At 61.8% G+C, this 26,456-nt stretch carries 19 protein-coding genes and 1 other RNA gene; 8 read left to right on the top strand and 12 right to left on the bottom strand.

Annotated elements, in window-relative coordinates; translation table 11 throughout:
• Positions 1-96 precede the first annotated feature (96 nt).
• The 6 genes from ccoG (at position 97) to hemN (ending at position 7,185) form a co-directional block, all read left to right on the top strand.
• Positions 97-1,512: a cytochrome c oxidase accessory protein CcoG gene (gene ccoG / locus ABV589_RS24325; protein WP_367083983.1), complete on the top strand. Its 1,416-nt coding sequence runs from the start codon at positions 97-99 to the stop codon at positions 1,510-1,512.
• Between the two features lie 11 nt (positions 1,513-1,523).
• Positions 1,524-2,063: a FixH family protein gene (locus tag ABV589_RS24320; RefSeq protein WP_367083982.1), complete on the top strand. Its 540-nt coding sequence runs from the start codon at positions 1,524-1,526 to the stop codon at positions 2,061-2,063.
• Positions 2,064-2,227: 164 nt separating this feature from the next.
• On the top strand, positions 2,228-4,678 hold the full coding sequence (locus ABV589_RS24315) for a heavy metal translocating P-type ATPase (protein WP_367083981.1): 2,451 nt from the start codon (positions 2,228-2,230) through the stop codon (positions 4,676-4,678).
• Positions 4,679-4,700: 22 nt separating this feature from the next.
• Positions 4,701-4,913 carry a cbb3-type cytochrome oxidase assembly protein CcoS gene (gene ccoS, locus ABV589_RS24310; protein ID WP_007965536.1) on the top strand — a complete coding sequence of 71 codons (213 nt, stop codon included), beginning with the start codon at positions 4,701-4,703 and terminating at the stop codon, positions 4,911-4,913.
• The gene (locus tag ABV589_RS24305) at positions 4,906-5,589 is read left to right on the top strand and encodes a sulfite exporter TauE/SafE family protein (RefSeq protein ID WP_027613258.1); all 684 of its coding nucleotides are present in this window, start codon (positions 4,906-4,908) and stop codon (positions 5,587-5,589) included. The genes ccoS and ABV589_RS24305 overlap by 8 nt, the downstream gene beginning before the upstream one ends.
• 213 nt (positions 5,590-5,802) lie before the next feature.
• Entirely contained in the window at positions 5,803-7,185 is a 1,383-nt protein-coding gene (hemN, locus tag ABV589_RS24300) for an oxygen-independent coproporphyrinogen III oxidase (RefSeq protein ID WP_367083980.1), read from the top strand.
• On the opposite strand, the gene ABV589_RS24295 is transcribed toward hemN, so the two are convergent.
• Positions 7,182-7,664, bottom strand: coding sequence for a hypothetical protein (locus ABV589_RS24295; protein ID WP_367083979.1), 483 nt, complete (start codon positions 7,662-7,664; stop codon positions 7,182-7,184). The two genes, hemN and ABV589_RS24295, sit on opposite strands and share 4 nt — an antisense overlap.
• A 154-nt stretch (positions 7,665-7,818) precedes the next feature.
• Here ABV589_RS24295 and fnr point away from each other — a divergent pair, with 154 nt between their 5' ends.
• Entirely contained in the window at positions 7,819-8,553 is a 735-nt protein-coding gene (gene fnr / locus ABV589_RS24290) for a fumarate/nitrate reduction transcriptional regulator Fnr (RefSeq protein WP_003223347.1), read from the top strand.
• A gap of 78 nt (positions 8,554-8,631) precedes the next feature.
• A complete protein-coding gene (locus tag ABV589_RS24285; RefSeq protein WP_003223345.1) occupies positions 8,632-9,180 on the top strand; it encodes an adenine phosphoribosyltransferase in 549 nt (182 codons plus the stop codon).
• A gap of 136 nt (positions 9,181-9,316) precedes the next feature.
• Here ABV589_RS24285 and ABV589_RS24280 read toward each other — a convergent pair whose 3' ends face one another.
• From ABV589_RS24280 to smc, 11 genes are all read right to left on the bottom strand, one after another.
• Entirely contained in the window at positions 9,317-10,465 is a 1,149-nt protein-coding gene (locus tag ABV589_RS24280; RefSeq protein ID WP_367083978.1) for an acyl-CoA dehydrogenase family protein, read from the bottom strand.
• Positions 10,466-10,673: 208 nt separating this feature from the next.
• Positions 10,674-11,276 carry a recombination mediator RecR gene (gene recR, locus ABV589_RS24275; protein WP_007965550.1) on the bottom strand — a complete coding sequence of 201 codons (603 nt, stop codon included), beginning with the start codon at positions 11,274-11,276 and terminating at the stop codon, positions 10,674-10,676.
• A 66-nt stretch (positions 11,277-11,342) separates the two neighbouring features.
• A complete protein-coding gene (locus tag ABV589_RS24270) occupies positions 11,343-12,377 on the bottom strand; it encodes an NADP-dependent oxidoreductase (RefSeq protein ID WP_135295317.1) in 1,035 nt (344 codons plus the stop codon).
• Between the two features lie 300 nt (positions 12,378-12,677).
• Positions 12,678-13,016, bottom strand: coding sequence for a YbaB/EbfC family nucleoid-associated protein (locus tag ABV589_RS24265; protein WP_003223337.1), 339 nt, complete (start codon positions 13,014-13,016; stop codon positions 12,678-12,680).
• A 67-nt stretch (positions 13,017-13,083) separates the two neighbouring features.
• A complete protein-coding gene (gene dnaX, locus ABV589_RS24260) occupies positions 13,084-15,177 on the bottom strand; it encodes a DNA polymerase III subunit gamma/tau (RefSeq protein ID WP_367083977.1) in 2,094 nt (697 codons plus the stop codon).
• A gap of 251 nt (positions 15,178-15,428) precedes the next feature.
• On the bottom strand, positions 15,429-17,378 hold the full coding sequence (locus tag ABV589_RS24255; RefSeq protein WP_367083976.1) for a hypothetical protein: 1,950 nt from the start codon (positions 17,376-17,378) through the stop codon (positions 15,429-15,431).
• A 230-nt stretch (positions 17,379-17,608) separates the two neighbouring features.
• Positions 17,609-17,705: signal recognition particle sRNA small type (gene ffs, locus ABV589_RS24250), an RNA gene on the bottom strand.
• Positions 17,706-17,852: 147 nt separating this feature from the next.
• Positions 17,853-19,016 (bottom strand): putative zinc-binding metallopeptidase, encoded by a 1,164-nt coding sequence (locus ABV589_RS24245; protein WP_367083975.1) that lies wholly within the window; start codon positions 19,014-19,016, stop codon positions 17,853-17,855.
• Positions 19,017-19,269: 253 nt separating this feature from the next.
• Entirely contained in the window at positions 19,270-21,627 is a 2,358-nt protein-coding gene (gene ligA, locus ABV589_RS24240) for an NAD-dependent DNA ligase LigA (RefSeq protein ID WP_367083974.1), read from the bottom strand.
• A gap of 215 nt (positions 21,628-21,842) precedes the next feature.
• Positions 21,843-22,706 carry a cell division protein ZipA gene (zipA, locus tag ABV589_RS24235; RefSeq protein WP_047293036.1) on the bottom strand — a complete coding sequence of 288 codons (864 nt, stop codon included), beginning with the start codon at positions 22,704-22,706 and terminating at the stop codon, positions 21,843-21,845.
• A gap of 260 nt (positions 22,707-22,966) precedes the next feature.
• Positions 22,967-26,455 carry a chromosome segregation protein SMC gene (smc, locus tag ABV589_RS24230; protein ID WP_367083973.1) on the bottom strand — a complete coding sequence of 1,163 codons (3,489 nt, stop codon included), beginning with the start codon at positions 26,453-26,455 and terminating at the stop codon, positions 22,967-22,969.
• Position 26,456: the final 1 nt, after the last annotated feature.

Genomic DNA, 26,456 nt, shown 5'->3' with positions numbered 1-26,456 from the left:
GCGACAGGCGTATCATTGCGCCACTGCGACCCCCCTTTCTGACCGCGGTCGGCACGTATCGACCGAGGCATTTGTCCACTGCCGTGGGATGCAATGATGAGTAACCAGATTCCGGTACACGACGTCACACCACCGAGCAAAAACGCGAACAACAGCGTCGACCTTTACGCCTCTCGAGAAAAAATCTACACCCGTGCCTTCACCGGCCTGTTCCGCAATCTGCGGATGATCGGCGGCGCCGCGCTGTTTCTGTTGTATTTCGGTACGGTGTGGCTGAACTGGGGCGGGCATCAGGCGGTGTGGTGGAACCTGCCGGAACGCAAGTTCTTCATCTTCGGTGCGACCTTCTGGCCGCAGGACTTCATTCTGCTGTCGGGGCTGCTGATCATTGCCGCGTTCGGCCTGTTCTTCATCACCGTTTACGCCGGCCGCGTCTGGTGCGGCTACACCTGTCCGCAAAGCGTGTGGACGTGGATTTTCATGTGGTGCGAGAAAGTCACCGAAGGCGACCGCAACCAGCGTATCAAGCTCGATAAAGCGCCGATGAGCGGCAACAAGTTCCTGCGCAAACTCGCCAAACATTCGCTGTGGCTATTGATCGGTTTCGTCACCGGCATGACCTTCGTCGGTTACTTCTCGCCAATCCGCGAACTGGTGTTCGAGTTCTTCACTGGCCAGGCCGATGGCTGGTCGTACTTCTGGGTCGGTTTCTTCACCCTCGCCACCTACGGCAACGCCGGCTGGCTGCGCGAGCAGGTGTGCATCTACATGTGCCCGTACGCACGTTTCCAGAGCGTGATGTTCGACAAGGACACTCTGATCGTTTCCTACGACCCGCGGCGCGGCGAAGCCCGCGGCCCGCGCAAGAAAGGCGTCGACTACAAGGCCATGGGTCTGGGCGATTGCATCGACTGCACGATGTGCGTTCAGGTGTGCCCGACCGGCATCGACATCCGTGACGGTCTGCAGATCGAGTGCATCGGTTGCGCGGCGTGCATCGACGCCTGTGACGCGATCATGGACAAGATGGACTACCCGCGCGGCCTCATCAGCTACACCACCGAACACAACCTGTCCGGCCAGAAAACCCATAAACTGCGACCACGCCTGATCGGCTATGCGGTGGTGCTGCTGGCGATGATCAGTCTGCTGGTGACGGCGTTCTTCATGCGCTCGCTGGTCGGCTTCGACGTCAGCAAGGACCGCGTGCTGTACCGCGAGAACGCCGAAGGCCGGATCGAAAACGTCTACAGCCTGAAGATCATGAACAAGGATCAGCGCGACCACACCTACGTGCTGGAAGCCGCCGGCCTGCCGGATCTGCGTTTGCAAGGCAAACGCGAGATCAAGGTCCCGGCCGGCGAAATCTTCAGCATGCCGGTGGAGTTGTCGAGCGCACCGGAACAATTGCCGTCGAGCACCAACGAGGTGAAATTCATCCTCAAGGACGCCGACGACGACAGTGTCCACGTTGAAGCCAAGAGCCGATTCATCGGCCCACAAACCCGTTGAGAGAACTGAACATGCCTGCAGCAAACGCCGCCAGTCCTTGGTACAAGCACCTTTGGCCATGGATCATCATCGGGATTCTGGCCTGTTCGGTGACCTTGACCCTGTCGATGGTGACCATCGCGGTGAACAACCCGGACAACCTGGTCAACGACAACTACTACGAGGCCGGCAAAGGCATCAATCGCTCGCTGGACCGTGAACTGCTGGCGCAGGATCTGAAGATGCGCGCCAACGTCCATCTGGATGAGCTCACTGGCGAAGTCGACCTGCGCCTGAGCGGTGCCAGCCAGCCGAAAACCCTGGAACTGAACCTGATCTCGCCGACCCAGCCGGAGAAGGATCGCAAGATCGTCCTGACCCGCAGCGAAACCGAGGCCGGTCGTTACATCGGCCAGTTGGGCGACAAGGTTGAAGGCCGACGTTTTGTCGAATTGCTGGGCACTCAGGACGACCACGTGTGGCGCATGTTCGAAGAAGAACAGGTCAGCCACGACAAGGATCTGCTGCTCGGTGATGAACCGCTGCAGGGCGCCGAAGACCTGGATAAATAAAAAGCTGCACTGTGGCGAGGGAGCTTGCTCCCGCTGGGGTGCGAAGCGCCCCTATAACCAGCTTCCCGGTTCATTCAGGCAGAATGAGTTCGCTGCCATACGACTGCTTCGCAGCCGAGCGGGAGCAAGCTCCCTCGCCACAATAGATTTGTACGGCATCACAAATGACCACCCCACTTCCCTGCTACCACTGCGCCCTGCCCGTTCCGTCGGGCAGTCGCTTCACCGCCGTTGTGCTCGGGGAGGCCCGCGAGTTCTGCTGCCCCGGCTGCCAGGCCGTGGCCGAAGCCATCGTGGCTGGTGGTCTGGAAAGTTATTACCAGCATCGCAGCGAAGCCTCGGCCAACCCCGAAGCCTTGCCGGTGCAATTGACCGATGAACTGGCGCTGTACGACCGCGCCGACGTGCAACAACCCTTCGTCCGTCACGAGGGCGAACTCGCCGAAACCACCCTGTTGATGGAAGGCATCAGTTGCGCCGCTTGCGGCTGGCTGATCGAAAAACACCTGCGCACCCTGCCGGCAGTGGCCGAAGCGCGGCTCAATCTGTCCAACCATCGCCTGCACGTGCAATGGGCCGACGCACAATTGCCACTGAGCCAGATCCTCGCGGAGCTGCGCCACATCGGTTACGCCGCCCACCCGTATCAGGCCGACCGCGCCAGCGAACAACTGGCCAGCGAAAACCGTCTGGCCCTGCGCCAACTCGGCGTCGCCGGGCTGTTGTGGTTCCAGGCGATGATGGCGACGATGGCCACGTGGCCGGAATTCAATATCGACCTCAGCCCCGAGCTGCACACGATCCTGCGCTGGGTTGCGCTGTTCCTCACCACGCCCATCGTGTTCTACAGCTGCGCGCCGTTCTTCAAGGGCGCCATGCGCGACTTGCGCACCCGCCATCTGACCATGGACGTCTCGGTGTCACTGGCGATTGGCAGCGCCTACATCGCCGGGATCTGGACCTCGATCACCGGGGTCGGCGAGCTGTATTTCGATGCGGTCGGGATGTTCGCGCTGTTCCTCCTTGCCGGACGCTATCTGGAACGCCGGGCCCGCGAACGCACCGCCGCCGCGACGGCACAACTGGTCAATCTGCTGCCGGCCTCGTGCCTGCGCCTCGACAACACAGGCCAGAGTGAACGCATCCTGCTCAGCGAACTGCGTCTGGGCGATCGGGTAATGGTGCAACCGGGTTCGATCCTGCCGGCGGATGGCAAGATCCTCGACGGCCAGTCGAGCATCGACGAATCGCTGCTGACCGGCGAATACCTGCCGCAACCGCGCACGCTGGGCGATGCGGTCACTGCTGGCACGCTGAATGTCGAGGGCGCGCTCACCGTCGAGGTACTTGCGCTGGGTCAGGATACGCGGCTATCGGCCATCGTCCGTCTGCTCGATCGCGCCCAGGCCGAGAAGCCGCGATTGGCGGAAATCGCCGACCGCGCTGCGCAGTGGTTCTTGCTGTTGTCGCTGATTGCCGCGGCGGCCATCGGCCTGTTGTGGTGGCAGCTGGATGCGTCGCGGGCGTTCTGGATCGTGCTGGCGATGCTGGTCGCGACTTGCCCTTGCGCGCTGTCGCTGGCAACCCCGACGGCGTTGACCGCCGCCACTGGCACCCTGCACAAACTCGGTCTGTTGCTGACGCGCGGCCATGTGCTGGAAGGCCTGAACCAGATCGACACGGTGATCTTCGACAAGACCGGCACGCTCACCGAGGGGCGGCTGGTTTTGCGTTCGATTCGCCCGCTGGGTGCGCTCAACAGCGATCAATGCCTGAGCCTCGCCGCCGCTCTGGAAAACCGTTCGGAACATCCGATTGCCCGCGCCTTTGGCCGTGCGCCGCTGGCGGCTGAAGAGGTGCACAGCACGCCGGGACTCGGCCTCGAAGGGCTGGTTGGCACACAGCGTTTGCGCATTGGTCAGGCAGAATTTGTCTGCGCCCTCAGCGGTTCACCATCGCCGGCGATGCCGGATGAGCCGGGCCAATGGCTGCTGTTGGGGGACGATCAAGGGCCGCTGGCGTGGTTCGTTCTCGACGACCGCCTGCGCGACGATGCGCCTGCCCTGCTCGCCGCCTGCAAGGCCCGTGGCTGGCGCACGCTGCTGCTGTCTGGCGACAGCTCGCCGATGGTCACCAGCGTCGCTGCGGAACTGGGCATCGACGAGGCCCGTGGCGGTCTGCGCCCGGATGACAAACTGCAAGTGTTGCAACAACTGCACGCACAAGGGCGCAAAGTGCTGATGCTCGGCGATGGGGTGAACGACGTACCGGTGCTGGCCGCTGCCGACATCAGCGTGGCCATGGGCTCGGCCACTGATCTGGCGAAAACCAGTGCCGACGCGGTGCTGCTGTCCAACCGCCTCGACGCGCTGGTGCAGGCGTTCACACTGGCGCGGCGCACCCGTCGGGTAATCATCGAGAACCTGCTGTGGGCGGCGCTGTACAATGGCCTCATGTTGCCGTTCGCCGCCCTCGGCTGGATCACCCCGGTGTGGGCTGCAGTCGGCATGTCGATCAGTTCGTTGACCGTGGTGCTCAACGCCCTGCGTCTGGCTCGCCTGCCGAGCGCGCCGGTTGCCGGCACCCGTTCAGAAACCCGCCCGCTGCCGGCCTGAGCCGCACGGGCCTGGAGTACCGATGCCAGCTCTTTACGTGATGATCCCGGCCGCCCTGCTGATCGTGGCCATCGCCGTGTACATTTTCTTCTGGGCGGTGGACAGCGGGCAGTACGACGACCTCGACGGCCCGGCCCACAGCATCCTGTTCGATGATCAGGACCCGAACCACACCGCCGCCGTGGACGAAGCCAAAGCCGACAAACCGCAGGACAAGGCGCCACCCCATGCTTGAGCTGGCGCCGCTTTTGGTTTCCGCGCTGATCCTCGGCCTGCTCGGGGGCGGGCATTGCCTGGGCATGTGCGGCGGCCTGATGGGCGCACTGACCCTGGCGATTCCCAAGGAGCAGCGCAGCCGACGCTTTCGTCTGTTGCTGGCGTACAACCTCGGTCGGATCCTCAGTTACGCGACCGCCGGTTTGCTGATCGGCCTCGCCGGCTGGGCGGTAGCGAACAGCCCGGCGGCGATGGTCATGCGCATCCTCGCCGGATTGCTGCTGATCGCCATGGGCCTGTATCTGGCCGGTTGGTGGAGCGGATTGACCCGCATCGAAAGCCTCGGTCGCGGACTGTGGCGTTACATTCAGCCGGTGGCCAATCGTCTGCTGCCGGTATCGAGTCTGCCCCGTGCGTTATTGCTCGGCGCGCTGTGGGGCTGGCTGCCGTGCGGACTGGTTTACAGCACGCTGCTGTGGTCGGCGAGCCAGGGCAATGCGCTGGACAGTGCGTTGTTGATGCTGGCGTTCGGGTTGGGGACGTGGCCGGTGCTGCTGGCGACCGGGCTGGCGGCCGAGCGGGTCACGGCGTTGCTGCGCAAACGCAGCGTGCGCATGGCTGGGGGGTTGCTGGTGATTCTATTCGGGATCTGGACCCTTCCTGGCCCTCACCAACATTGGTTGATGGGTCACTAAAACTGTGGCGAGGGAGCTTGCTCCCGCTGGGGTGCGAAGCGCCCCCTCCCGATTTGACAGCAAAACCAGGGGCCTGCTGCGCAGTCCAGCGGGAGCAAGCTCCCTCGCCACAAAAACAATCACTACCAATCCGCCGTTGATGCAAATCAACAGCCCCGTCGTCGCACCCCGATAGACTCGCCACACTGCCAGCCTATCCGGGGGAATGCCCGCATGCTCGACGCCATTCGTTGGGACACTGATCTGATCCGCCGCTACGACCTGGCGGGGCCACGCTATACCTCGTACCCGACGGCCGTGCAATTCAACAGTCAGGTCGGCACCTTCGACCTGTTCCATGCCCTGCGCGACAGCCGCAAGGCGCAGCGCCCGTTGTCGCTGTATGTGCACGTGCCGTTCTGCGCGAACATTTGTTACTACTGCGCCTGCAACAAGGTCATCACCAAGGATCGCGGGCGTGCACAGCCGTATCTGCAACGGCTGGAGCAGGAAATCCAGTTGATCGCCTGCCATCTGGAATCGACGCAGAAAGTCGAGCAGTTGCACTTCGGCGGCGGCACCCCGACCTTTCTCAGCCACGACGAACTGCGGCAGCTGATGGCGCACCTGCGCAAACACTTCAATCTGCTGGATGACGATTCCGGCGACTACGGCATCGAGATCGACCCGCGCGAGGCCGACTGGTCGACCATGGGCCTGCTGCGCGAACTCGGCTTCAACCGGGTCAGCATCGGCCTGCAAGACCTCGATCCGGCGGTGCAACGGGCGGTCAATCGCCTGCAGAGCCTGGAAGAAACCCGCGCAGTGATCGATGCGGCGCGCACCCTGCAATTTCGCTCGATCAACATTGATCTGATCTATGGCCTGCCGAAGCAGACCCCGGAGAACTTTGCGCGCACCGTCGACGAAGTCATCAGCCTGCAACCGGACCGGCTCTCGGTGTTCAACTATGCACACCTGCCGGAGCGTTTCATGCCGCAGCGGCGGATCAACAGCCACGAGCTGCCGAGCCCTGCGCAAAAACTCGAAATGCTGCAGCGCACCATCGAACAACTGACCGCCGCCGGCTACCGCTACATCGGCATGGATCACTTCGCCCTGCCCGACGATGAGCTGGCGATTGCTCAGGAAGAACAGACCCTGCAGCGCAACTTTCAGGGCTACACCACCCACGGACATTGCGATCTGATTGGCCTGGGAGTGTCGGCGATCAGCCAGATCGGCGATCTCTACTGCCAGAACAACAGCGACCTGAACCAGTACCAGAACACCCTCGCCGCCGCGCAACTGGCGACCAGCCGGGGCCTGGTGTGCAATGCCGACGATCGCCTGCGCCGCGCGGTGATCCAGCAGTTGATCTGCAATTTCAGCCTGGAATTCGCCGAGATCGAGCAAGCGTTCAACATCGATTTTCAGGGTTATTTCGGCGCGCTGTGGCCGCAACTGCAAGGCATGGCCAACGATGGGCTGATCAGTCTGGAGCGCGAGCGCATCGAAGTGCTGCCAGCCGGACGCCTGCTGGTGCGCTCGGTATGCATGGTGTTCGACGCGTATCTGGAACAGCAGAACCGCCAGCGCTTTTCGCGGGTGATCTAGTTTTTCGTCAGCAGTGAGCCGAGTTTGAGGTTTTGCTCGGCGCTGAGGCCCGACTGGTCCATGACTTTGGACAGGGCCAGATTGGCGCTGATCAGCCCGGTATTCAGTGCGGCGATGGCACCGCGCAGCGCGGCGAGCATGTTGACCTTGGCTTCGTTGGTCATGGTTTTGTCAGACATGACAGCGGCCATCCGGGCTTTCTTCTCGGCAATCTCTTTTTGCAGTTTGCGGATCATCTTCAGCAACTGCTGGACGTTCTCGGGCAAGCCGCTGTCTTCGATGTCGGCGTTCTCGCCCCCGGCGCTGTAGGATTTTTCGATGGAGGCGCCGGACAGCGACACTTTGACGCCCTCGACCAAGGTCGGGGTTGCCAACGGCGCAGAGGCGGGATTCTGCTCGCTGTCGGTCCCTGTCCTGGCGGTGCTCGGCACAGACGCAACGCCGTTGTTACCGGGATTCAGCGTGTCAATGGCGGCCATCGAGAGGTTCCTTGCATGCGTGTTGATACCTGTTTATCGGCCACTTGCCCTACGGCTTTACGCCCGTGGGACAAACTCGCCACAGGCTGGCCTGAACGTCCTCCCGTGGGTTACCCTTACGGCTTATGTGTGTTTTCCCACAAGGATTTAAGAAATGTCCGAGCCAGTCAAACTGCGCGCTCACAACCAGGCCCATTGCAAGGATTGCAGCCTGGCCCCTCTCTGCCTGCCACTTTCTCTGAATCTGGAAGACATGGATGCGCTGGACGAAATCGTTAAACGTGGCCGCCCGTTGAAAAAGGGTGAGTTCCTGTTCCGCCAGGGCGACACCTTCGATTCCGTCTATGCAGTACGCTCCGGCGCCCTCAAGACCTTCAGCCTGAGCGACAGCGGCGAAGAACAACTCACTGGCTTCCACCTGCCGAGCGAACTGGTCGGCCTGTCCGGCATGGACACCGAGAAACACCCGGTGTCGGCTCAGGCCCTGGAAACCACCTCGGTCTGTGAAATACCTTTCGAACGCCTCGACGAACTGGCCTTGCAACTGCCGCAGCTGCGCCGTCAGTTGATGCGGGTGATGAGCCGCGAGATCCGCGACGACCAGCAAATGATGCTGTTGCTGTCGAAGAAAACCGCCGACGAGCGCATCGCCACGTTCCTGGTCAACCTGTCGGCCCGCTTCCGGGCTCGCGGGTTCTCGGCCAACCAGTTCCGCCTGAGCATGTCGCGCAATGAAATCGGCAATTATCTGGGCCTGGCGGTGGAAACCGTGTCGCGGGTGTTCACCCGCTTCCAGCAGAACGAACTGATCGCCGCCGAGGGCAAGGAGATTCACATCCTCGACCCGATTCAGCTCTGCGCCCTGGCCGGCGGTTCGCTCGAAGGCTGATCTCGATCCGCGGTTGAGCGAAGCGTTTCAGCCGCGGGTATACTGCGCCGTTTGCAGCCCTGCCAGGACACCTCGACGATGGTCTTCGACTCCTTCGACATCAAATCCCTGATCCGCCCCGTGATCGACTTCCCGAAACCGGGCGTGATCTTTCGCGACATCACCCCGCTGTTCCAGTCGCCCAAGGCCCTGCGCCTGGTGATGGACAGCTTCGCCCACCGTTATGTGGAAGCCGACTTCACCCACATCGGCGCGATGGATGCGCGCGGTTTCCTGATCGGTTCGGTGCTGGCCTACCAACTGAACAAGCCGCTGGTGCTGTTCCGCAAGCAAGGCAAACTGCCCGCGGACGTGCTGGCCGAAGGTTACGCGACCGAGTACGGCGAAGCGTTCCTCGAAGTGCACGCCGACAGCCTGTGTGAAGGCGACTCGGTGGTGATGTTCGATGACCTGATCGCCACCGGTGGCACGCTGATCGCCGCGGCCAACCTGATCCGCCGCATGGGCGCGCGGGTGCATGAGGCGGCGGCGATCATTGATCTGCCGGAGCTGGGGGGTTCGCAGCGTCTTGAGGACATGGGGATTCCTACTTTCTGTCTGACGCAGTTTGCTCTGACGGATAAGTAAGCGTCGCATTCACTGGCGCCATCGCTGGCAAGCCAGCTCCCACAGTGATTTCGGTCGTTCACAAATATTGTGTACCCCCCAAAAAGCCTGTGGGAGCTGGCTTGCCAGCGATGCCGTCAGCTGCATCACCAATGAATTAAAGCCCCATCTGCTTGCTGATGATCTCGTTCATCACCTCCCGCGTTCCGCCGCCAATCGACAGAATGCGGTTATCCCGATACAGCCGCTCCACCAGGCTTTCGCGCATGTAACCCAGGCCGCCAAGAATCTGCACCGCTTCACTGGTGATCCGGTCCGAGGTGTCCGTGGCGAAGTTCTTGGCCATGGAAATCTCCTTGATCACGCTCTGCCCCGCCGCCATTTTCGCCGCCTGGCGGTAGGTGAACTCGCGCGATACTTCCAGCGCTGTGGCCATCTCCGCCAACCGATGCTTGATCACCTGAAACTTGCCGATTGGTTTGCCGAACGCTTCGCGCTCACGCGCCCACTTCAGAGCTTCTTCGAGGGCCAGTTGTGAAGTCATGTTGGCCATCAGCGCCAGCGCCAGCCGTTCGCTCTGGAAATTGCCCATGATGCAGGCGAAGCCCATGTTCTCCGCGCCGATCAGATTGCCCACAGGCACCCTGCAATCGTCGAAGAACAGTTCAGCGGTGTCCGAGGCCCACCAGCCCATTTTCTTCAACTGGCGGCCTACGGTGAAGCCGGGCGTACCCTTCTCGATCAACAGCAGACTGATGCCGCCGAAACCCGGCGCTCCGGTGCGCACCGCGACGGTGTAGAAATCGGCACGTACGCCGCTGGTGATGAAAGTTTTACTGCCGCTGACCCGGTAGAACTCGCCGTCACGCACAGCGCGGGTTTGCAGGTTGGCGACGTCGGAACCGCCGCCGGGTTCGGTAATTGCCAACGCGCAGATCTTCTCGCCGCTGAGCACTTGCGGCACGACGCGCTCGCGCACCTCGGGCCGGGCCCATTTGACGATCGGTGGCAGGCCGATATCCAGCGAACCGAGGCCTGCGACCAAACCACCGGAACCGCAGCGCATCAGTTCCTCGCTGGCGGCGACTTTGGCGAACACATCACCTTCGTGGCTGCCACCCAGCGCTTCCGGATAGCCAATGCCAAGAATCCCCGCCGCCCCGGCCTTCAGGTACAGCTCACGGGGAAAGCTTTCGGCCTCTTCCCACGCGTTGATGTCCGGCAGGATCTCGCGCTCGACGAAACGTCTGACGCTGTCGCGGACCATTTGGTGGCTGGGGTCGAAGTATTCCTGGAAGGCAGGCATCGGCGAACTCCATCGAAGGGTTGGCCGACGTTAACCGAGCGCTTGCTTGGTTTTCAACTCAATTGTGTGAATCAGCCAAATCGAGGTGCGCCCATCGCTGGCAAGCCAGCTCCCACAGGTTTATTTGGTGTGCACAACATTGTGAACGACCGAAATCACTGTGGGAGCTGGCTTGCCAGCGATGGGGCCAGATCAGGCACTACACCTGTCAGAGGGAAATCGGTTTACGCCCGGCAAACGAATGCGCCAGCGTCCCGCCATCCACCAGCTCCAGCTCTCCACCCAGCGGCACACCGTGAGCAATCCGCGAGGCGATCAGGCCTTTGTTGGCCAGAAGTTGGGCGATGTAATGCGCAGTCGCCTCACCTTCCACCGTCGGGTTGGTGGCAAGGATGACTTCGGTAAAGGTGCCCGCCTCTTCAATGCGCGCCATCAACTGCGGAATACCGATGGCCTCCGGCCCCAGACCGTCGAGCGGCGACAGGTGGCCTTTGAGCACGAAGTAACGCCCACGGAAACCGGTCTGCTCCACTGCATACACGTCCATCGGCCCTTCCACCACGCACAGCAGCGTGTCGTCGCGGCGCGTGTCGGCGCATTGCGGGCACAGATCGTCTTCGGTCAGCGTGCGGCACTGGCGGCAGTGACCCACCCCTTCCATGGCCTGGCTCAAGGCCTGGGCCAGGCGCGTGCCGCCGCTGCGATCACGCTCGAGCAACTGCAACGCCATGCGCTGGGCGGTTTTCTGACCCACGCCCGGCAAAGTGCGCAGGGCGTCGATCAGTTGGCGAATCAAAGGGCTGAAGCTCATGGGTAAAAAGTCCGACAAAACAACGAGACGCGGTTTATACCCGCGCCTCTGGCCAGCGTCAAATGCTCAGTCCTGGGCAACCTTCACTACCAGTTTGCCGAAGTTGCGTCCCTCCAGCAGACCGATGAACGCCTCGGGTGCCTGCTCCAGACCTTCCACCACGTCTTCGCGGAATTTGACCTTGCCGTCGCGCACCCACGGCACCATGTGGCTGATGAATTCCGGCTGACGGTCGCCGTAGTCATCAAACACGATGAAGCCCTGAATCCGCACACGCTTGGTCAGCAACGTACGCTGCAGCATTGGCAGACGATCCGGGCCTTGCGGCACCTCAGTGGCGTTGTAACCGGCGATCAGCCCGCACAGCGGGATCCGCGCCTTGGGGTTGAGCAGCGGCACCACGGCATCGAACACATGCCCGCCGACGTTCTCGTAATAGATGTCGATGCCTTTCGGGCAAGCCTTGGCCAGTTGTTCGGCAAAGTCCGGCGCCTTGTGATCGATGCAGGCATCAAAACCCAACTCCTCGACCACGTATTTGCATTTGTCGGCTCCACCGGCCACACCCACGGCGCGCAGGCCCTTGATCTTCGCCACCTGACCGACCACTGAACCGACCGCACCGGACGCTGCAGCCACCACCAGGGTCTCGCCTTCTTTCGGCTGACCGATGTCGATCAGCCCCATGTACGCGGTCATCCCCGGCATGCCCAGCACACCGAGGGCCATCGACGGACTCGGCAGGCCGGACGGGATTGGCATGATGTTACGGCCGTCGCTGATGCTGTGGCTCTGCCAGCCGGTGAGGCCGACCACCAGATCGCCTTGGTGGAATTTCGGATGACGGGAATTCTCGACTCGGCTGACAGCCCCGCCGGTCATCACTTCGCCGATTTGTACCGGCGCGGCGTAGGACGGTGCGTCACTCATGCGTCCGCGCATGTAAGGGTCCAGCGACAGGTACAGGGTCTTGAGCAGTACCTGGCCGTCTTCGAGATCCGGCAACGCTTCGCGCTCCAGACGGAAGTTTTCCGGGGTCGGCGCGCCCACCGGACGCGAGGCGAGGACGAAGCGTTGATTGAGGGTCAGAGGGTCGGACATGTCAGCGTCTCCTGTGAATGGGGAATTCAGGGGTATAGGGAGCAGACCTTGGTGACATCACAGCGTTCGATGTTTCTACTCGACTCCTGTGGCGAGGGAGCTTGCTCCCGCTGGAGTGCGAAGCGCTCCACCTGCTTTCTTTCAGGTATACGGGGTTTTCAGGGTTTACGACGACTTCGTCGCCGAGCGGGAGCAAGCTCCCTCGCCACAAATGAATACGGAACGCCCGAGGAACGGAAACAAAAATGCCAGGCGCAATGCCTGGCATTTTGTGTAGCTCATCCAACCCGCAAAGGCGAATCAGAATGGCAGTTTCATACCCGCTGGCAGGTTCATGCCGGCGGTCATGCTGCCCATTTTTTCCTGGCTGTTGGCTTCGATCTTGCGCACGGCGTCGTTGACGGCGGCGGCGACCACGGCTTCGAGCATTTCCTTGTCGTCTTCGCTCAGGCCTTCAACCAGGCTAGGGTCGATGCTGACGCTTTTCACGTCGTGACGACCGGTCATTACCACGGTGACCATATCGCCACCGGCCTTGCCGGTGACTTCGGCGTTGGCCAGTTCTTCCTGCATCTTGGCCATTTTTTCCTGCATCTGCTGCGCCTGCTTCATCAGGCCGGCCATGCCACCTTTCATCATGGGAATCACCTCAAAAGTACTTGGATCAAAACAGCGCCCGGCGCATAACGCCGAACGCCCTCAGTTATTAGCCTTGGGCGACCAAGGCATCGACAGGTTCAATAGTATCGTGTCGCACCACCGCACCGAACTGCTGAACCATTTGCTGGATGAACGGATCACCGTGGATCGATTCCTCCGCCTCGCGCTGACGGTTGGCCCGGCGACGGGACGCGGCCTGCGCCGGGGTTTCCTGTTCGGGTTTGATCAGCTCGATGGTCAGGGTCAGCGTGCGACCGTGAAACTGGTTCAACGCATCGTTCAGGCGCCGCTGCTGCGTGGCGTTGAACAGCGCGCTGTGCGCCGGGTCCAGGTGCATCAGCCAATGGTCGCCATCGACCGCGATCAGCGTGCAGTTGGCGGCGATGCTGCCGGTCATGCCGGAGATTGGCAGTTGCGGGAACAGCTCCAGCCATTGCAACGCCAGACCGGTGGCCGGCGCGGCGGCAGGCTCCGGCTCGGGTTCCGGGGCCGGCTCGGCGGTGTGTTCGCTGGCCAGATCGTCGAGGTAGCTGTAGGCCGAATCCATGTCCGGCTCGATGTAGTCTTCGTCCAGCGGCGGCTCGTCGTCGAGGTCCATACCCGGGGTGGCGGCATCGACGTCGGCGACCGACGGCTCGGGAATCGGCGCGGCCGCCCACTCCGGCGCATCCGGCACCACGCTGTCCGGGGTCGGCAGCGGCATCGGCGGCAGCTCGGGCTGCTCGCTGGCGGTTTCCAGCACCGGCTCGACGGCTGGTTGCTGCACCGGCTCGGGTTCTGGCTCGGGTTCGACCGGATCGTTCCACGGCAGGTCGACCACCGCTTCGGCGACGACTGGCTCAGGCTCTGCTTCTGGCTCTGGCGCGGGTGCAGCGGCCACCACAGGCGCGGGCTCAGGAGCCGGGGCTGGCGCTGGAGCAACAACCGGTGCCGGCGCAACAGCCGCAGCGACTACCGGCGCAGGCTTGGGCGCGGCAGCCACTGCGTTTGCGGAATCAACTGTGGCCTGGCTGATCCCCACTGGCTTTAGCGGTTGCCTCGGGGCGTCCGCCATGTCCGCGGGCCGGAAGGCCAGCATCCGCAGCAGGACCATTTCGAAACCACCACGGGGATCCGGCGCCAGCGGCAAGTCGCGGCGACCGATCAGGCCCATCTGGTAATAGAACTGCACGTCTTCGGCCGGCAGCGCCTGCGCCAGCGCCAATACGCGGTCACGGTCGCCATGACCGTTATCGACACCTTCCGGCAATGCCTGGGCGATGGCGACACGGTGCAGCACGTTGAGAATTTCCGAGAGCACGCCGTTCCAGTCCGGGCCTTGCTCGGCCAGATGGCGCACGGCTTCAAGCAACGCCTTGGCATCGCCTTCGATCAGTGCGTGCAACACGTCGAAAACCTGACCGTGATCCAGCGTGCCGAGCATCGCCCGCACATCGGCGGCCAGCACCTTGCCTTCACCGAAGGCGATGGCCTGGTCGGTCAGGCTCATGGCGTCACGCATCGAACCGTCAGCAGCGCGACCCAGCAACCACAGCGCGTCGTCTTCGAACGGCACGTTTTCGGCGCCGAGGACGTGGGTCAGATGCTCGACCACGCGTTCGGGCGTCATGTTCTTCAGGGAAAACTGCAGGCAACGCGACAAAATCGTTGCCGGAAGTTTCTGCGGGTCGGTGGTCGCCAGGATGAACTTGACGTACGGCGGCGGCTCTTCGAGGGTTTTCAGCAGCGCATTGAAGGAATGGCTGGAGAGCATGTGCACTTCGTCGATCAGATAGACCTTGAAGCGCCCGCGGCTCGGCGCGTACTGCACGTTGTCGAGCAGCTCGCGGGTGTCCTCGACCTTGGTCCGGCTCGCGGCGTCGATCTCGATCAGGTCGACAAAGCGCCCTTCGTCGATTTCACGGCACACCGAACACTCGCCGCAGGGGCTGGACGTGATACCTGTCTCACAGTTCAGGCATTTGGCAATGATCCGCGCAATGGTGGTCTTACCGACCCCGCGCGTACCGGTGAACAGGTACGCATGGTGCAGCCGCTGGCTGTCCAAGGCATTGATCAGAGCCTTGAGCACATGGGTCTGGCCGACCATTTCGCGGAACGAGCGCGGACGCCATTTACGTGCAAGAACCTGATAACTCATCGAAAACCGTCGCAACGAAGGAAGCTGAAGCGGCTAATGCTAGCGGAGCAGGGGCAAAATTGCATCCGGTGTGCTCGTCTAATCTGGCCAAGCTGTTGTTGGCGGGAAAATTTCGGCTCGGGATCGGGACTGCGACACCCCATAACGCCCTGTAGGAGTGAGCCTGTTCGCGATAGTGTCATGTCAGTCGGCATCGATGTTGACTGAACCGAAGCAATCGCGAGCAGGCTCACTCCTCCAAGGGGGGGCAATCAGTAGCCGTGCGATTCGCGGAATTTCTGGTAGTCGTGGAATTCGATCCACTCGACCACGTCGTACGGCAGATAAAGCTGCTGCCGGGCGCGGGAGATGGCGATGTACACGGCGCAGATCCGCTGATCGAACGCGTAGGCGTCCTTGAACTGCACGTTGGTCAGCAGCTCGGGGGTCAGCAGAACGCGGTCGAACTCCATGCCGCCCGCCTCGTGCGCCTGCATCAGCAGGCAGCTTTTGCCGGGGCCGCCGATCATCCGGTTGAGCCGGGTCAGGTCAGCGACCTTGAAGCCTTTTTCCAGCTCGGCCTCGACCCAAAGAAACGCTTCGTCGAACTGATTGGCATCGCGTACCAACTGCCACGTGGGCAAGTCGCTGAAATAGCGATGCGGACCCTTCTCGCTGTGCGTGGAACTGTAGTAATCGACCTTGAACAACTCGATGGCGCTGGTCATGAAGTGTTCGAGATCGCGCTGCGCTTTCATGTCGGCAAAGCAGAACAGGCAATTGGCATCGTGCAGCTGCATGGCCCACTTCATCGTGTCCCACGGTGACGCCGTCAGTACCACGCAACCTTCCGGCGGGACAAAGCCCTGCGGATAAAACTCGATGCCGACGTCCGCTTCACGCGCGCCTTCAAAGGGCACCTTGCTCTTTTCCGAGTGGCGGGAAATCAGCGGATTGACCAGACGCTCGACATTGCGTCCCGAACGCACCGAGTAGGTGATATCGCTCTGGCGCACTTCACGCTTTCTTTTCACCAGATCGCGCTCGGCGTGCTGGTACTCATCGCCCAGCGTGATCAGCACCTGTTGGCCGCGCTCGATGATCTGCAGCAGCGAAGCGGGAATGTCCTGACTCTCGTCGATCAGCACGTGGGTATAACGCGGCGGCACCACGCAGCCGGCGAGGCTTGCCCGTTTGATCAGCAACAACGCTTCGAAGCCACTCTGCCGGCCCCACACCGGGTTGGCCTCGAGGTAAGTCCAGACGCGGCTCGAATATTCCAGCAGCACCTTGGACTCAAGACCGGACAAGGACAGTTTGAAATACGGCAGATGATGCGCCGACAGGCTGTAGTCCCGGGAGTGGCAATAGCGCTCGAGGGTTTCCAGGCAGACGTTCAGGGTTCGTTGCGCGTCATGCTCGCGAAAACCGAGGATGTTCAACTCCTGCGCCAGACTCTGTTTGCTCGCGACTCGGCCGGCGGCGCTTGCCGGCTGTGGCTTGCGCCCATAAATCAGCCCGCGCGCGAACGCCTCAAAGGTGATGCCGGGCTTGCGCTCACTGGCTACGCCCATGCGCTGGCACAGGGTCGCAAGTTTTTCCGGGGTGCGTGCCAGCAACAGGGTTTTCTCCGGGCGCAGGCACTCGGTCAATGCGCCGACCAGATGGCTCTTGCCGATCCCGGCGTAGCCTTGCACGTGCAGGTCTTCATCGAGGTTGGCGCGGAAGGTTCTGACCAGTTTGTCCTGCGCGGCGCTGAGCCAGCGCTCGCGGTGTGCCGGGCTGATCATCTGCTGGCTGAACGGATTGTTGATTGAGTGGTGGCGCGTCTTGAACTCGTCATCCCACTTGCCATCGGGCAGCAGGTAATCCTGCGCCGCCACCTCTTCGGCCAACAGCAATCGCAGGTTCAATCCCCTGATGGCATTCAGACCGAAGTACAACTGGCGCGGGTCAAACAGCCGTTGCGACTCGGACAGCAGCCCTGCCCCGCCATCGACCGCCCAGGCGATCAGGCGCGCCAGCACCTTCTCCGCCGCTGCGGCGGTGAGATCCTTTTCGGTGGCCTGAGCCAGATTCTGGATGACCAGCACGGCGGCCAGTTGCGCATCCGTCAGCTCGTCGAGGTTTTTTGAGCCCTCGGGCTGCAACAGGCTCGCGCAGGTCTCGTCCGTGACGGGCAAATACACGGCGGTGGATAAATCGTGATGTTCCGGGTGCATACAACCTCGTAGCCAGGGCGCGAACTTGTCAACGACGCGCGCAGCAAGACGGTGGAGTATGCCACTGTTCAGCCTTGGTAGCGGAACAGGCATCGGGGGGACAGCCTTCGCGAGCAGGCTCGCTCCCACAGGGAGCCGGCGTGAAAGCCCAAATCGCGGGCATAAAAAAACCGCAGTGGGCGAAACCCATGCAGTTCTGTTGAAGCGCTCAATGTTCGTTAAGGTGGTAACCCCACCAGCCACACCCCGGCACACAATGTTCCCGCTGTGGCTGCTGCCTTCCGGCTCTGACCAGGTTCACGGGTAATCGTTGCGGGGGGACCGATGGGGTCACCATAACGACACTCACCTGTCGGCGAGCCGCGCCATTGTACCTGTCTGAAGCGAAGTTACAACCGTTGGTTTCAGATAAAAAATATGAACGGGTTCAAGGACATGCGCTGAGCCTAAAAAGATCGCAACCTGCGGCAGCTGCTACAGGGTCAGCACCTCGTCCGCCTTGCCGCCCGCCTGCTGGATTACCAGATGGATGAAGTGCAGCTTGGCAATCGCCGCCGCCGGCAACACAAACGGGTAGAAATCCGGCTGGCCCATGCTGCGTGACAGTTCGTTGAGCATCCCCGCCAGTTCGATCCAGGCGTTGACGAACGACAGGAACGCCGCGCCGCCGGGGTGCTCCGGGTCGTACAGAGTGCTCGGTGGAAACGGCTGGTAATCGAAGTCCATTTCCCGCGCGCTCATGCCAAAACCCAGCGCAGTATCCACCGCATCCATCATGTGCAGGTAATGCGCCCAGGTTTCCGCCCAGTCCTCCCAGGGGTGCATGGTCGCGTAGGCGCTGACGTAATGTTGCGGCCAGTCCAGCGGTGCACCTTGCTGATAGTGTCGGTCGAGCGCTTCGGCGTAACTGGCGCGCTCGTCGCCGAACAGCTTGCGAAAAGCTTCGAGCCACGGACCGTTGGCGATCAAACGATCCCAATAATAATGCCCGACCTCATGCCGAAAATGCCCGAGCAGCGTGCGATAGGGTTCATGCATTGCCGCCCGCACCTGCTCGCGATGGGCGTCGTCGGCTTCTTTGATGTCGAGGGTGATCAGGCCGTTGGCGTGGCCGGTCATCGGCGCATTGCCTTCGAGGTCGACGCCGATGAAGTCGAAGGCCAGACCGGTGGCCTCATCCACGGTTTTCGGGATGACCGGCAGGCCCAGGGTGATCAGTTGCGCCACCAGCCGGCGCTTGGCGATCTCGACCTTGCGCCAGCGTTCGGGGTTTTCCGTCACAGAAAGGTCGGGGATGGTGCGATTGAGGCTGCAGGCGATGCACAGGCTGTCATGGCCGTTATCCGGCAGCAGCCAATTGCACGCGGCGGGAGTGTCGAGGTTGGCGCAGCGACGAAACAATCCGGCGTCGGGATCGGCATCGAGTGTCCAGCTGCCGTCCTGCGGGCCGGGTTGCAACGAGGTCAGGCGACTTTCTTCAGGCTGATAGCCCAACAGGGCGCTGCAAGCCAGGCACTGGCTGTTGCGAAAGAACAGCGACTGGCCGCAGCGGCACGGCCAGATTTTGCTGTTGCGTGAAGATTCGCCCATGAACGGCGCGACGATGCGGGAACTGAGCTGCTCGAAAAAGCGGTACATGGTGATCTCTCCCTGGGGCTTGCCAAGACTAGATCATCCTGAAGTCAACAATGTTCCCGAATACAACGCAGCTACTGAGTGACACTGCCGATGTGGCGAGGGAGCTTGCTCCCGCCGGGTTGCGAAGCAGCCCCCCAAAACCATGCGACCTCATTTACCCTGAAATACCGAGGATGGTGGTTTTGCGACGACTTCGTCGCCGAGCGGGAGCAAGCTCCCTCGCCACAAAAGCAGACTGCCGACCTAAACGGTATCAGGCAGAAATGCCATGGGTTTTGAGGAACGCGATAAACGCCTCTTCATCCATCACCTTCACCCCCAGCTCATTGGCCTTGGTCAGTTTCGAACCGGCACCGGGCCCTGCGACCACACAATGAGTTTTCGCCGAGACCGAGCCGGCAACCTTGGCGCCGAGGCTTTCCAGATGTTCCTTGGCCACATCACGGCTCATCAACTCGACCTTGCCCGTCAACACCCAGGTTTCGCCGGACAGCGGCAGGCCTTCGACGACTTTCTTCTCGCTCAGCCAGTGCATGCCGAAATCCCGCAGCTGTTTTTCGGCAGACTCGGCGATCTGCCGATGCTCGGGCACAGCAAAAAACTCGCGCACCGAATTGGCCTGCTTCTCCGGTAGCGCCTGACGCATGTCCAGCCAGTCGGCATTCATCACCGCGTCCAGCGAACCGAACTTGTCCGCCAGTTTCTGCGCACCGCCCGGGCCGACAAAGGGAATGTGCAGCTTGTCGAGCAGACCACCGAGCGTGGTGCTGGCGGCGAACTCGGCGCCCAGCTCACCCTGATCCTGAATCTGCAGACCATGCCCCAACAACTCGGCGATCACTTGCTGGTTGTGTGCATCTTCAAAGAAGCTGTGAATCTCGTGAGCCACTTCCAGGCCGATGTCCGGCAGGTAGGTCAGCACTTGCGGCAACGCCTGCTGCACGCGCTCCAGCGAACCCAGCGAGCGCGCCAACACCTTGGCCGTCTCCTCGCCGACGTCGGGAATGCCCAGCGCATAAATGAACCGCGCCAGTCCCGGTTGCTTGCTGTCTTCAATCGCCGCCAACAGCTTGTTGCTGGAGACCTCGGCAAAGCCTTCCAGATCAACAATGTCGTCGAACTTCAGCGCATACAGATCCGCCGGTGAACTGACCAGACCTTCATCGACCAGTTGCTCGACGCTCTTGTCGCCAAGTCCCTCGATGTCCATCGCCCGGCGCGAGACGAAGTGAATGATCGCCTGCTTCAGTTGCGCGCCACAGGCCAGACGACCGACGCAGCGGTACACCGCGCCTTCGCTGATGGTTTCCTTGCCTTTGCTGCGCTTGACCAGTTGCGTGCGTTCGACATGCGAGCCGCAGACCGGGCAGCTCTCGGGAATCTGCACCGCACGCGCGTTTTCGGGACGACGATCCATCACCACTTGCACCACTTGCGGGATCACGTCACCGGCGCGGCGGATGATCACCGTGTCGCCGATCATCAGGCCCAGGCGCGCCACTTCGTCCATGTTGTGCAGGGTGGCGTTGGCCACGGTGACACCGGCGACCTTGACCGGTTTCAATCGCGCCACCGGGGTGACGGCGCCGGTGCGACCGACCTGGAATTCCACGTCGAGCAACTCGGTGAGTTCTTCCATGGCCGGGAATTTGTGCGCGATCGCCCAGCGCGGTTCGCGGGCGCGGAAGCCCAGCTCACGCTGATCGGCGATGCTGTTGACCTTGAACACCACACCGTCGATTTCGTAGGCCAGCGCGTTACGGCGCTCACCGATGTCGCGGTAGTAATCCAGGCACTCGCCGATGCCTTTGGCCAGTTTCAGCTCGTGGCTGATCGGCATGCCCCACTTCTGCAATTGCTTGAGGTTGCCGATGTGAGTGTCGGAAATATCGTGGGAGACCTGGCCGATGCCGTAGCAGCAGAATTCCAGCGGACGGTTGGCGGTGATCTTCGAATCCAGCTGACGCAGGCTGCCGGCAGCGGCGTTGCGCGGGTTGGCGAAGGTCTTGCCGCCGACTTCCAGTTGCGAGGCGTTGAGGCGCTCGAAGCCGGCCTTGGACATGAACACTTCACCGCGCACTTCCAGAGTCGCCGGCCAGCCTGTGCCATGCAGCTTCAACGGGATGTTGCGCACGGTGCGCACGTTGACGCTGATGTCTTCACCGGTGGTACCGTCGCCGCGAGTAGCGCCGCGCACCAGCACGCCGTCCTGATACAGCAGGCTGACCGCCAGGCCATCGAGTTTAGGTTCGCAGCTGTATTCCACCGCTGCGCCGCCACCGAACAGGTCACCGGCCGGCAGATCCAGCCCTTCGGTCACCCGACGATCGAACTCGCGCATGTCGGCTTCTTCGAAGGCGTTACCGAGGCTGAGCATCGGCACTTCGTGACGCACCTGGGTGAACGCGGTCAGTGCCACGCTGCCGACGCGCTGGGTCGGCGAGTCGCTGGTGATCAGTTCCGGATTGGCCGCTTCCAGCGCCTTGAGCTCGTGGAACAACCGGTCGTACTCGGCGTCCGGAATGCTCGGTTCGTCGAGGACGTGATAACGGTAGTTGTGCTGATCGAGTTCAGCGCGCAGCTCTAGAATGCGGTTTTTGGCGGCGGTCATGGGTGTTCTCTCATAAAGCAAAAGAGCAGCCGAGGCTGCTCAATCTTCTAAATCACATTAGCTCAAGGCTATGGACATTGTGGCGAGGGAGCTTGTCGAATCGTCGCACCGTCCCGCCAGGTGGCGAAGCCGCCGTGATTTTGGGGCTGCTTCGCAGCCCAGCGGGAGCAAGCTCCCTCGCCACAGCAAGCCCCCTCCACAACTGCGCTCTGGGCTTAGCGCTTCTGGGTCAGGGCGCGGCGTTCGAATTCGACGATGCGCTGACGGTAGTGCTCGATGGTCTGCGCGGTCAGCACACTGCGCTGGTCGTCTTTCAGCTCGCCGTTCAGTTCCTGCGACAGCTTGCGCGCCGCCGCGACCATTACGTCGAAGGCCTGCTTCGGATGACGCGGGCCTGGCAGGCCGAGGAAGAAACTCACCGCCGGGGTGCTGAAATGGTCGATGTCGTCCAGATCGAAAATGCCCGGCTTGACCGCGTTGGCCATGGAAAACAGCACTTCACCGTTGCCAGCCATGCTTTCGTGGCGGTGGAAAATATCCATCTCGCCGAAACGCAGACCGCTTTCCAGAATGTTCTGCAGCAGGGCCGGGCCTTTGAAGCCGGCGGCGTCGCGGCAGATCACGCTGATCACCAGCACTTCCTCGGCTTGCGGCTGATCCTTGTCGGCCACGGCCGGCGCAGGCTTGCTGTCTTCGACGAAGTCATCATCACGGCTGCTGAAGCTCGGGCCGCCATCCAGATCCAGGTCCAGATTCAGGTCGCCCTGGGCCGGGCCGTTGCTGCCGCGCTTGCCACGCTTGGAGCCGGATTCGCGAGGCTCGCGTGCTTCGCGGGCCGGCATGCTCACCGATGGCAGATCGTGTTCGTCCAGTTGCGGCTCTTTATGCGTATCCAGCACGCGGGCCGGGCCCAACAGCTCAGCGCTGGTGTCCTCGTCCGGCAGGTTGGACAGACTTCGGTCAAGACGGAATTTCAGTTTTCCCTTGCCGCCGCGCATACGGCGCCAGCCATCGAAAAGAATACCGGCTATCACAATGATGCCGATGACGATCAGCCACTCGCGCAGACCGATTTCCATGTAATCCCGTGCCTCTATAAAAAATGCTGAAAAATAAGGGGCTTACATTGTGTAAACCGCTTTAAAACGTGGCGCCAACTCTATGTTCTGACAGGCGTTTTGCCCACGTATACGAAAAATTGACATTAAACTAGCACGACCAAAGACAACTTTACACCGTCTGTCACATTGGCTTGCGCGAATATGTCGATTGGCCAGCAAGTCGAAGCCGGTAAAAAAGTCCTACAGACTATTCGTACCCCTTCCGACACCACGCTGGCTCAGGCGTCCACCATCGCCATCGCCTCCTCGACATCCACGGCTACCAGTCGCGAGCAACCCGGCTCGTGCATCGTCACGCCCATCAGTTGATCGGCCATTTCCATGGCGATCTTGTTGTGGGTGATATAGATGAACTGCACGGTCTGCGACATCTCTTTGACCAATCGTGCGTAGCGTCCAACGTTAGCGTCATCCAGTGGCGCGTCAACTTCATCGAGCATGCAGAACGGCGCCGGATTCAATTTGAAGATCGCAAAAACCAGTGCCAGCGCAGTGAGGGCTTTTTCCCCGCCGGAGAGCAAATGGATGGTGCTGTTCTTCTTCCCTGGCGGCCGCGCCATGATCGTCACCCCTGTATCGAGTAGATCTTCGCCCGTCAGTTCCAAATACGCGCTGCCACCACCGAAAACTTTCGGGAAAAGTGCCTGTAATCCGCCATTGATCTGATCAAAGGTATCTTTGAAGCGGTTACGGGTTTCCTTGTCGATCTTGCGAATGACGTTTTCCAGGGTCTCCAGTGCCTCAACCAGATCGGCATCCTGCGCATCCAGATAACGTTTACGCTCGGATTGTTGCGTGTATTCGTCGATGGCCGCGAGGTTGATCGCGCCCAGGCGCTGAATCCGCGCATTGATTCGTTCGAGTTCTTCTTCGGCGGCGCGTTCACTGGCTTCGGGGGTCAATGTCGCGAGCACGCCATTGAGATCGTAGCCGTCTTCGAGCAGTTGATCCTGCAACGCCTTGCGACGCACGGTCAGCGCTTGCCATTCCATGCGCTGTTGCTCGAGCTGACCACGGATCAGCTGCGATTGCTGCTCGGCCTGGGTCCGGCGTTTTTCCGCCTCGCGCAATTCGCGGTCGGCGTCTTCCAGTGCGATCTGCGCGGTCTTCAGCTCTTCGTCGACGGTCATGCGTTTGTCGAGCAGTTCTTCGAGTTTCAGGCGCAGCTCTTCCAGCGGTGCCTCGCCCTCCTCCAGATTCAGACTCAACTGTTCGCGTTTTTCGGTCAGGCGCTCAGCCTGCATTTCCAGACGTTCCAGCGCCTGCCGCGTGGAGTCATGTTGCGCACGCAACGAGCCAAGGCGCACCGCCAGTTGATGGGCGTGATCCTTGTGCTGGCGCGCTTCCTGGCGCACGCGATCGAGGCGTTCGCGCAGGCTGTCACGCTGGGCCAGCAGCAACTCGCGCTGCTCGGTGTCCAGCGCCATGGCGTCGAGCGCTTCCTGCAAATGCATGCGCGCTTCGCCGACCTGTTCGTGCTCCAGCTCGCGCTGTTCGCCGAGTTCGATCAGTTCCTCATCGAGGCGGGTGCGGCGCAGCGTCAATTGTTCGGCCTTGGCTTTACCGGCGGATAACTGGGCTTTCAATTCACCTTGGGAGCGGGCTTCGTCTTGCAGCAAACGGCGCAAATGCTCACGGCCGTTTTCCTGCTGCCGCTGTTGCGCACGCAGGGTTTGCAGACGGGTTTCCATGGCTTCGACCGTGGCTTCGCCCTCTTCGCGCTCGGCCTGCAGCGTCTCGATTTCCTGGCCCCGGGCGAGCATGCCGCTCTCGGCTTCACTGGCGCGACGCACCCGCAGGAAGTGCCGACCGACCCAGTAACCGTCGCGACTGATCAGGCTCTGCCCGGCACTCAACTGGCCGCGCAAGGCCAAGGCCTGCTCAAGGCTGTCGACCGGTTTGACCTGGCCGAGCCACGGCGACAGATCGATCTGCGCCTCGACTTTATCCAGCAAGCTGCCCGCTACCCGCACACCATCGCTGGCGGGGCTGAGCAGGCGCAGATCGCCTTGGGTGAAACCGGACAGATCGAAGCCGCTGAAGTCGTCCACCAGCACCGCTTGCAGATCGGCGCCGAGCACGGTTTCCACCGCCAGCTCCCAACCCGCCTCAACCTTCAGGCCTTCGGCCAGACGCGGGCGCTCGGCGAGGTTGTGTTCCTTCAGCCATTCGGCGGTGCCGGTGCCCGGATCGAGCGCGGCTTGCTGCAAGGCTTCCAGCGACGCCAGTCGCCCGTTGAGGCGCTGCAAATCGCCCTGCGCCTGCTGCTGCGCGGTCAGTGCCTGCTGCAATTCCTGACGCAGTTGCTCCAGTTTTTCGACCTGCGCTTCTTCGCTGGTCTGCAAATCTTCGAGGGTCGCTTCGGACTCGGCGAGCTGCTCGTTGAGCGCCATGATCGCCGCGTCTTCCGGGTCGGCGGAAAGCAGATCGCGCTCTTCAGCGAGACGCTTCTGCCGATCAGCCAGACGCTCCATGCTGGTTTCCAACTGCTGGATCCGTGACTGCTGCACTTCGGCCTGGCGCCGTGGTTCGGCGGCGGTCAGGTTGAAGGTGTCCCACTGCTCCTGCCAGCCGTGCATGACACTTTCGGAATCCTCCAGCGCAGCGGCGGCTTCTTCGGCGGCGGCGCTGGTGACTTCCTGCTCGGGGGTGAGCATGTCCAGCTCTTCGCCGAGGGTCAGCAGCAGCGTGCGGTCGTGGCCCAGGTGCGATTCGGTTTCCAGACGCGCGCGCTCGGCCTCTTTCAGATCGTCCTGCAACTGGCGCAAGCGCTGCTGGCCGTGCTGGATGCTCTGCTCGACCCGGGCGATGTCGCCACCGACCGAATAGAAGCGGCCCTGCACCAGATTGAAGCGCTCGGACAGTTCATGGTGCCCGTCGCGCAGGCGCTCGATGGCGGCATCGGCATTGCGCTGCTCGGCGACCAGTGCTTCGAAACTGACTTCCTGGTTGCCGATGATCGATTCGCGCTGGCCGACCTGATCGTTCAGATCCTGCCAGCGCAGGGCCGACAGTTGCGCCTTGAGCTGGCGCTCTTCGCTCTTGTATTCCTGATACTTCTTCGCGGACTCGGCCTGCCGGTGCAAACGTTCGAGCTGACGCTCAAGCTCTTCACGCAGGTCGGTCAGACGCGCCAGGTTTTCGTGGGTGCGGCGGATGCGGTTTTCGGTCTCGCGCCGGCGCTCCTTGTACTTGGAGATCCCCGCCGCTTCTTCGATGAAGTTGCGCAGGTCTTCCGGTTTGGCTTCGATCAGCTTGGAGATCATCCCCTGCTCGATGATCGAGTAGCTGCGCGGGCCGAGACCGGTGCCGAGGAAGATATCGGTGATGTCGCGACGGCGGCATTTGGCGCCGTTGAGGAAATAGCTGTTCTGGCTGTCGCGGGTGACTTTGCGGCGAATGGAGATCTCGGCGTAAGCCGCGTACTCGCCGACCAGGGTGCCGTCGGAGTTGTCGAACACCAGTTCGATGCTCGCCTGGCTCACCGGTTTGCGACTGGTCGAGCCGTTGAAGATGACGTCGGTCATCGACTCGCCACGCAGGTTTTTCGCCGAACTTTCGCCCATTACCCAGCGTACGGCGTCGATGATGTTCGACTTGCCGCAACCGTTCGGCCCGACGACCGCCGCCATGTTACTGGGGAAGTTCACCGTGGTCGGGTCGACGAAGGACTTGAACCCCGCCAGTTTGATGCACTTTAGCCGCACG

It is taken from the genome of Pseudomonas sp. HOU2 (genome assembly GCF_040729435.1).
Taxonomy (GTDB): Bacteria; Pseudomonadota; Gammaproteobacteria; order Pseudomonadales; family Pseudomonadaceae; genus Aquipseudomonas.
This window is presented reverse-complemented; position numbering and strand designations above follow the sequence as displayed.

Bases quoted from the DNA above. Each gene is read 5' to 3' on its own strand.
- zipA (WP_047293036.1), bottom strand. From the start codon at position 22,706: ATGGAAATCGGTCTGCGCGAGTGGCTGATCGTCATCGGCATCATTGTG.
- dnaX (WP_367083977.1), bottom strand. From the start codon at position 15,177: ATGAGTTATCAGGTTCTTGCACGTAAATGGCGTCCGCGCTCGTTCCGC.
- ccoS (WP_007965536.1), top strand. From the start codon at position 4,701: ATGCCAGCTCTTTACGTGATGATCCCGGCCGCCCTGCTGATCGTGGCC.
- ABV589_RS24280 (WP_367083978.1), bottom strand. From the start codon at position 10,465: ATGCCTGCCTTCCAGGAATACTTCGACCCCAGCCACCAAATGGTCCGC.
- ABV589_RS24255 (WP_367083976.1), bottom strand. From the start codon at position 17,378: ATGCACCCGGAACATCACGATTTATCCACCGCCGTGTATTTGCCCGTC.
- ligA (WP_367083974.1), bottom strand. From the start codon at position 21,627: ATGACCGCCGCCAAAAACCGCATTCTAGAGCTGCGCGCTGAACTCGAT.
- ABV589_RS24315 (WP_367083981.1), top strand. From the start codon at position 2,228: ATGACCACCCCACTTCCCTGCTACCACTGCGCCCTGCCCGTTCCGTCG.
- ABV589_RS24270 (WP_135295317.1), bottom strand. From the start codon at position 12,377: ATGTCCGACCCTCTGACCCTCAATCAACGCTTCGTCCTCGCCTCGCGT.
- ABV589_RS24320 (WP_367083982.1), top strand. From the start codon at position 1,524: ATGCCTGCAGCAAACGCCGCCAGTCCTTGGTACAAGCACCTTTGGCCA.
- ccoG (WP_367083983.1), top strand. From the start codon at position 97: ATGAGTAACCAGATTCCGGTACACGACGTCACACCACCGAGCAAAAAC.
- fnr (WP_003223347.1), top strand. From the start codon at position 7,819: ATGTCCGAGCCAGTCAAACTGCGCGCTCACAACCAGGCCCATTGCAAG.
- hemN (WP_367083980.1), top strand. From the start codon at position 5,803: ATGCTCGACGCCATTCGTTGGGACACTGATCTGATCCGCCGCTACGAC.
- ABV589_RS24295 (WP_367083979.1), bottom strand. From the start codon at position 7,664: ATGGCCGCCATTGACACGCTGAATCCCGGTAACAACGGCGTTGCGTCT.
- recR (WP_007965550.1), bottom strand. From the start codon at position 11,276: ATGAGCTTCAGCCCTTTGATTCGCCAACTGATCGACGCCCTGCGCACT.
- ABV589_RS24305 (WP_027613258.1), top strand. From the start codon at position 4,906: ATGCTTGAGCTGGCGCCGCTTTTGGTTTCCGCGCTGATCCTCGGCCTG.
- ABV589_RS24265 (WP_003223337.1), bottom strand. From the start codon at position 13,016: ATGATGAAAGGTGGCATGGCCGGCCTGATGAAGCAGGCGCAGCAGATG.
- ABV589_RS24285 (WP_003223345.1), top strand. From the start codon at position 8,632: ATGGTCTTCGACTCCTTCGACATCAAATCCCTGATCCGCCCCGTGATC.
- ABV589_RS24245 (WP_367083975.1), bottom strand. From the start codon at position 19,016: ATGTACCGCTTTTTCGAGCAGCTCAGTTCCCGCATCGTCGCGCCGTTC.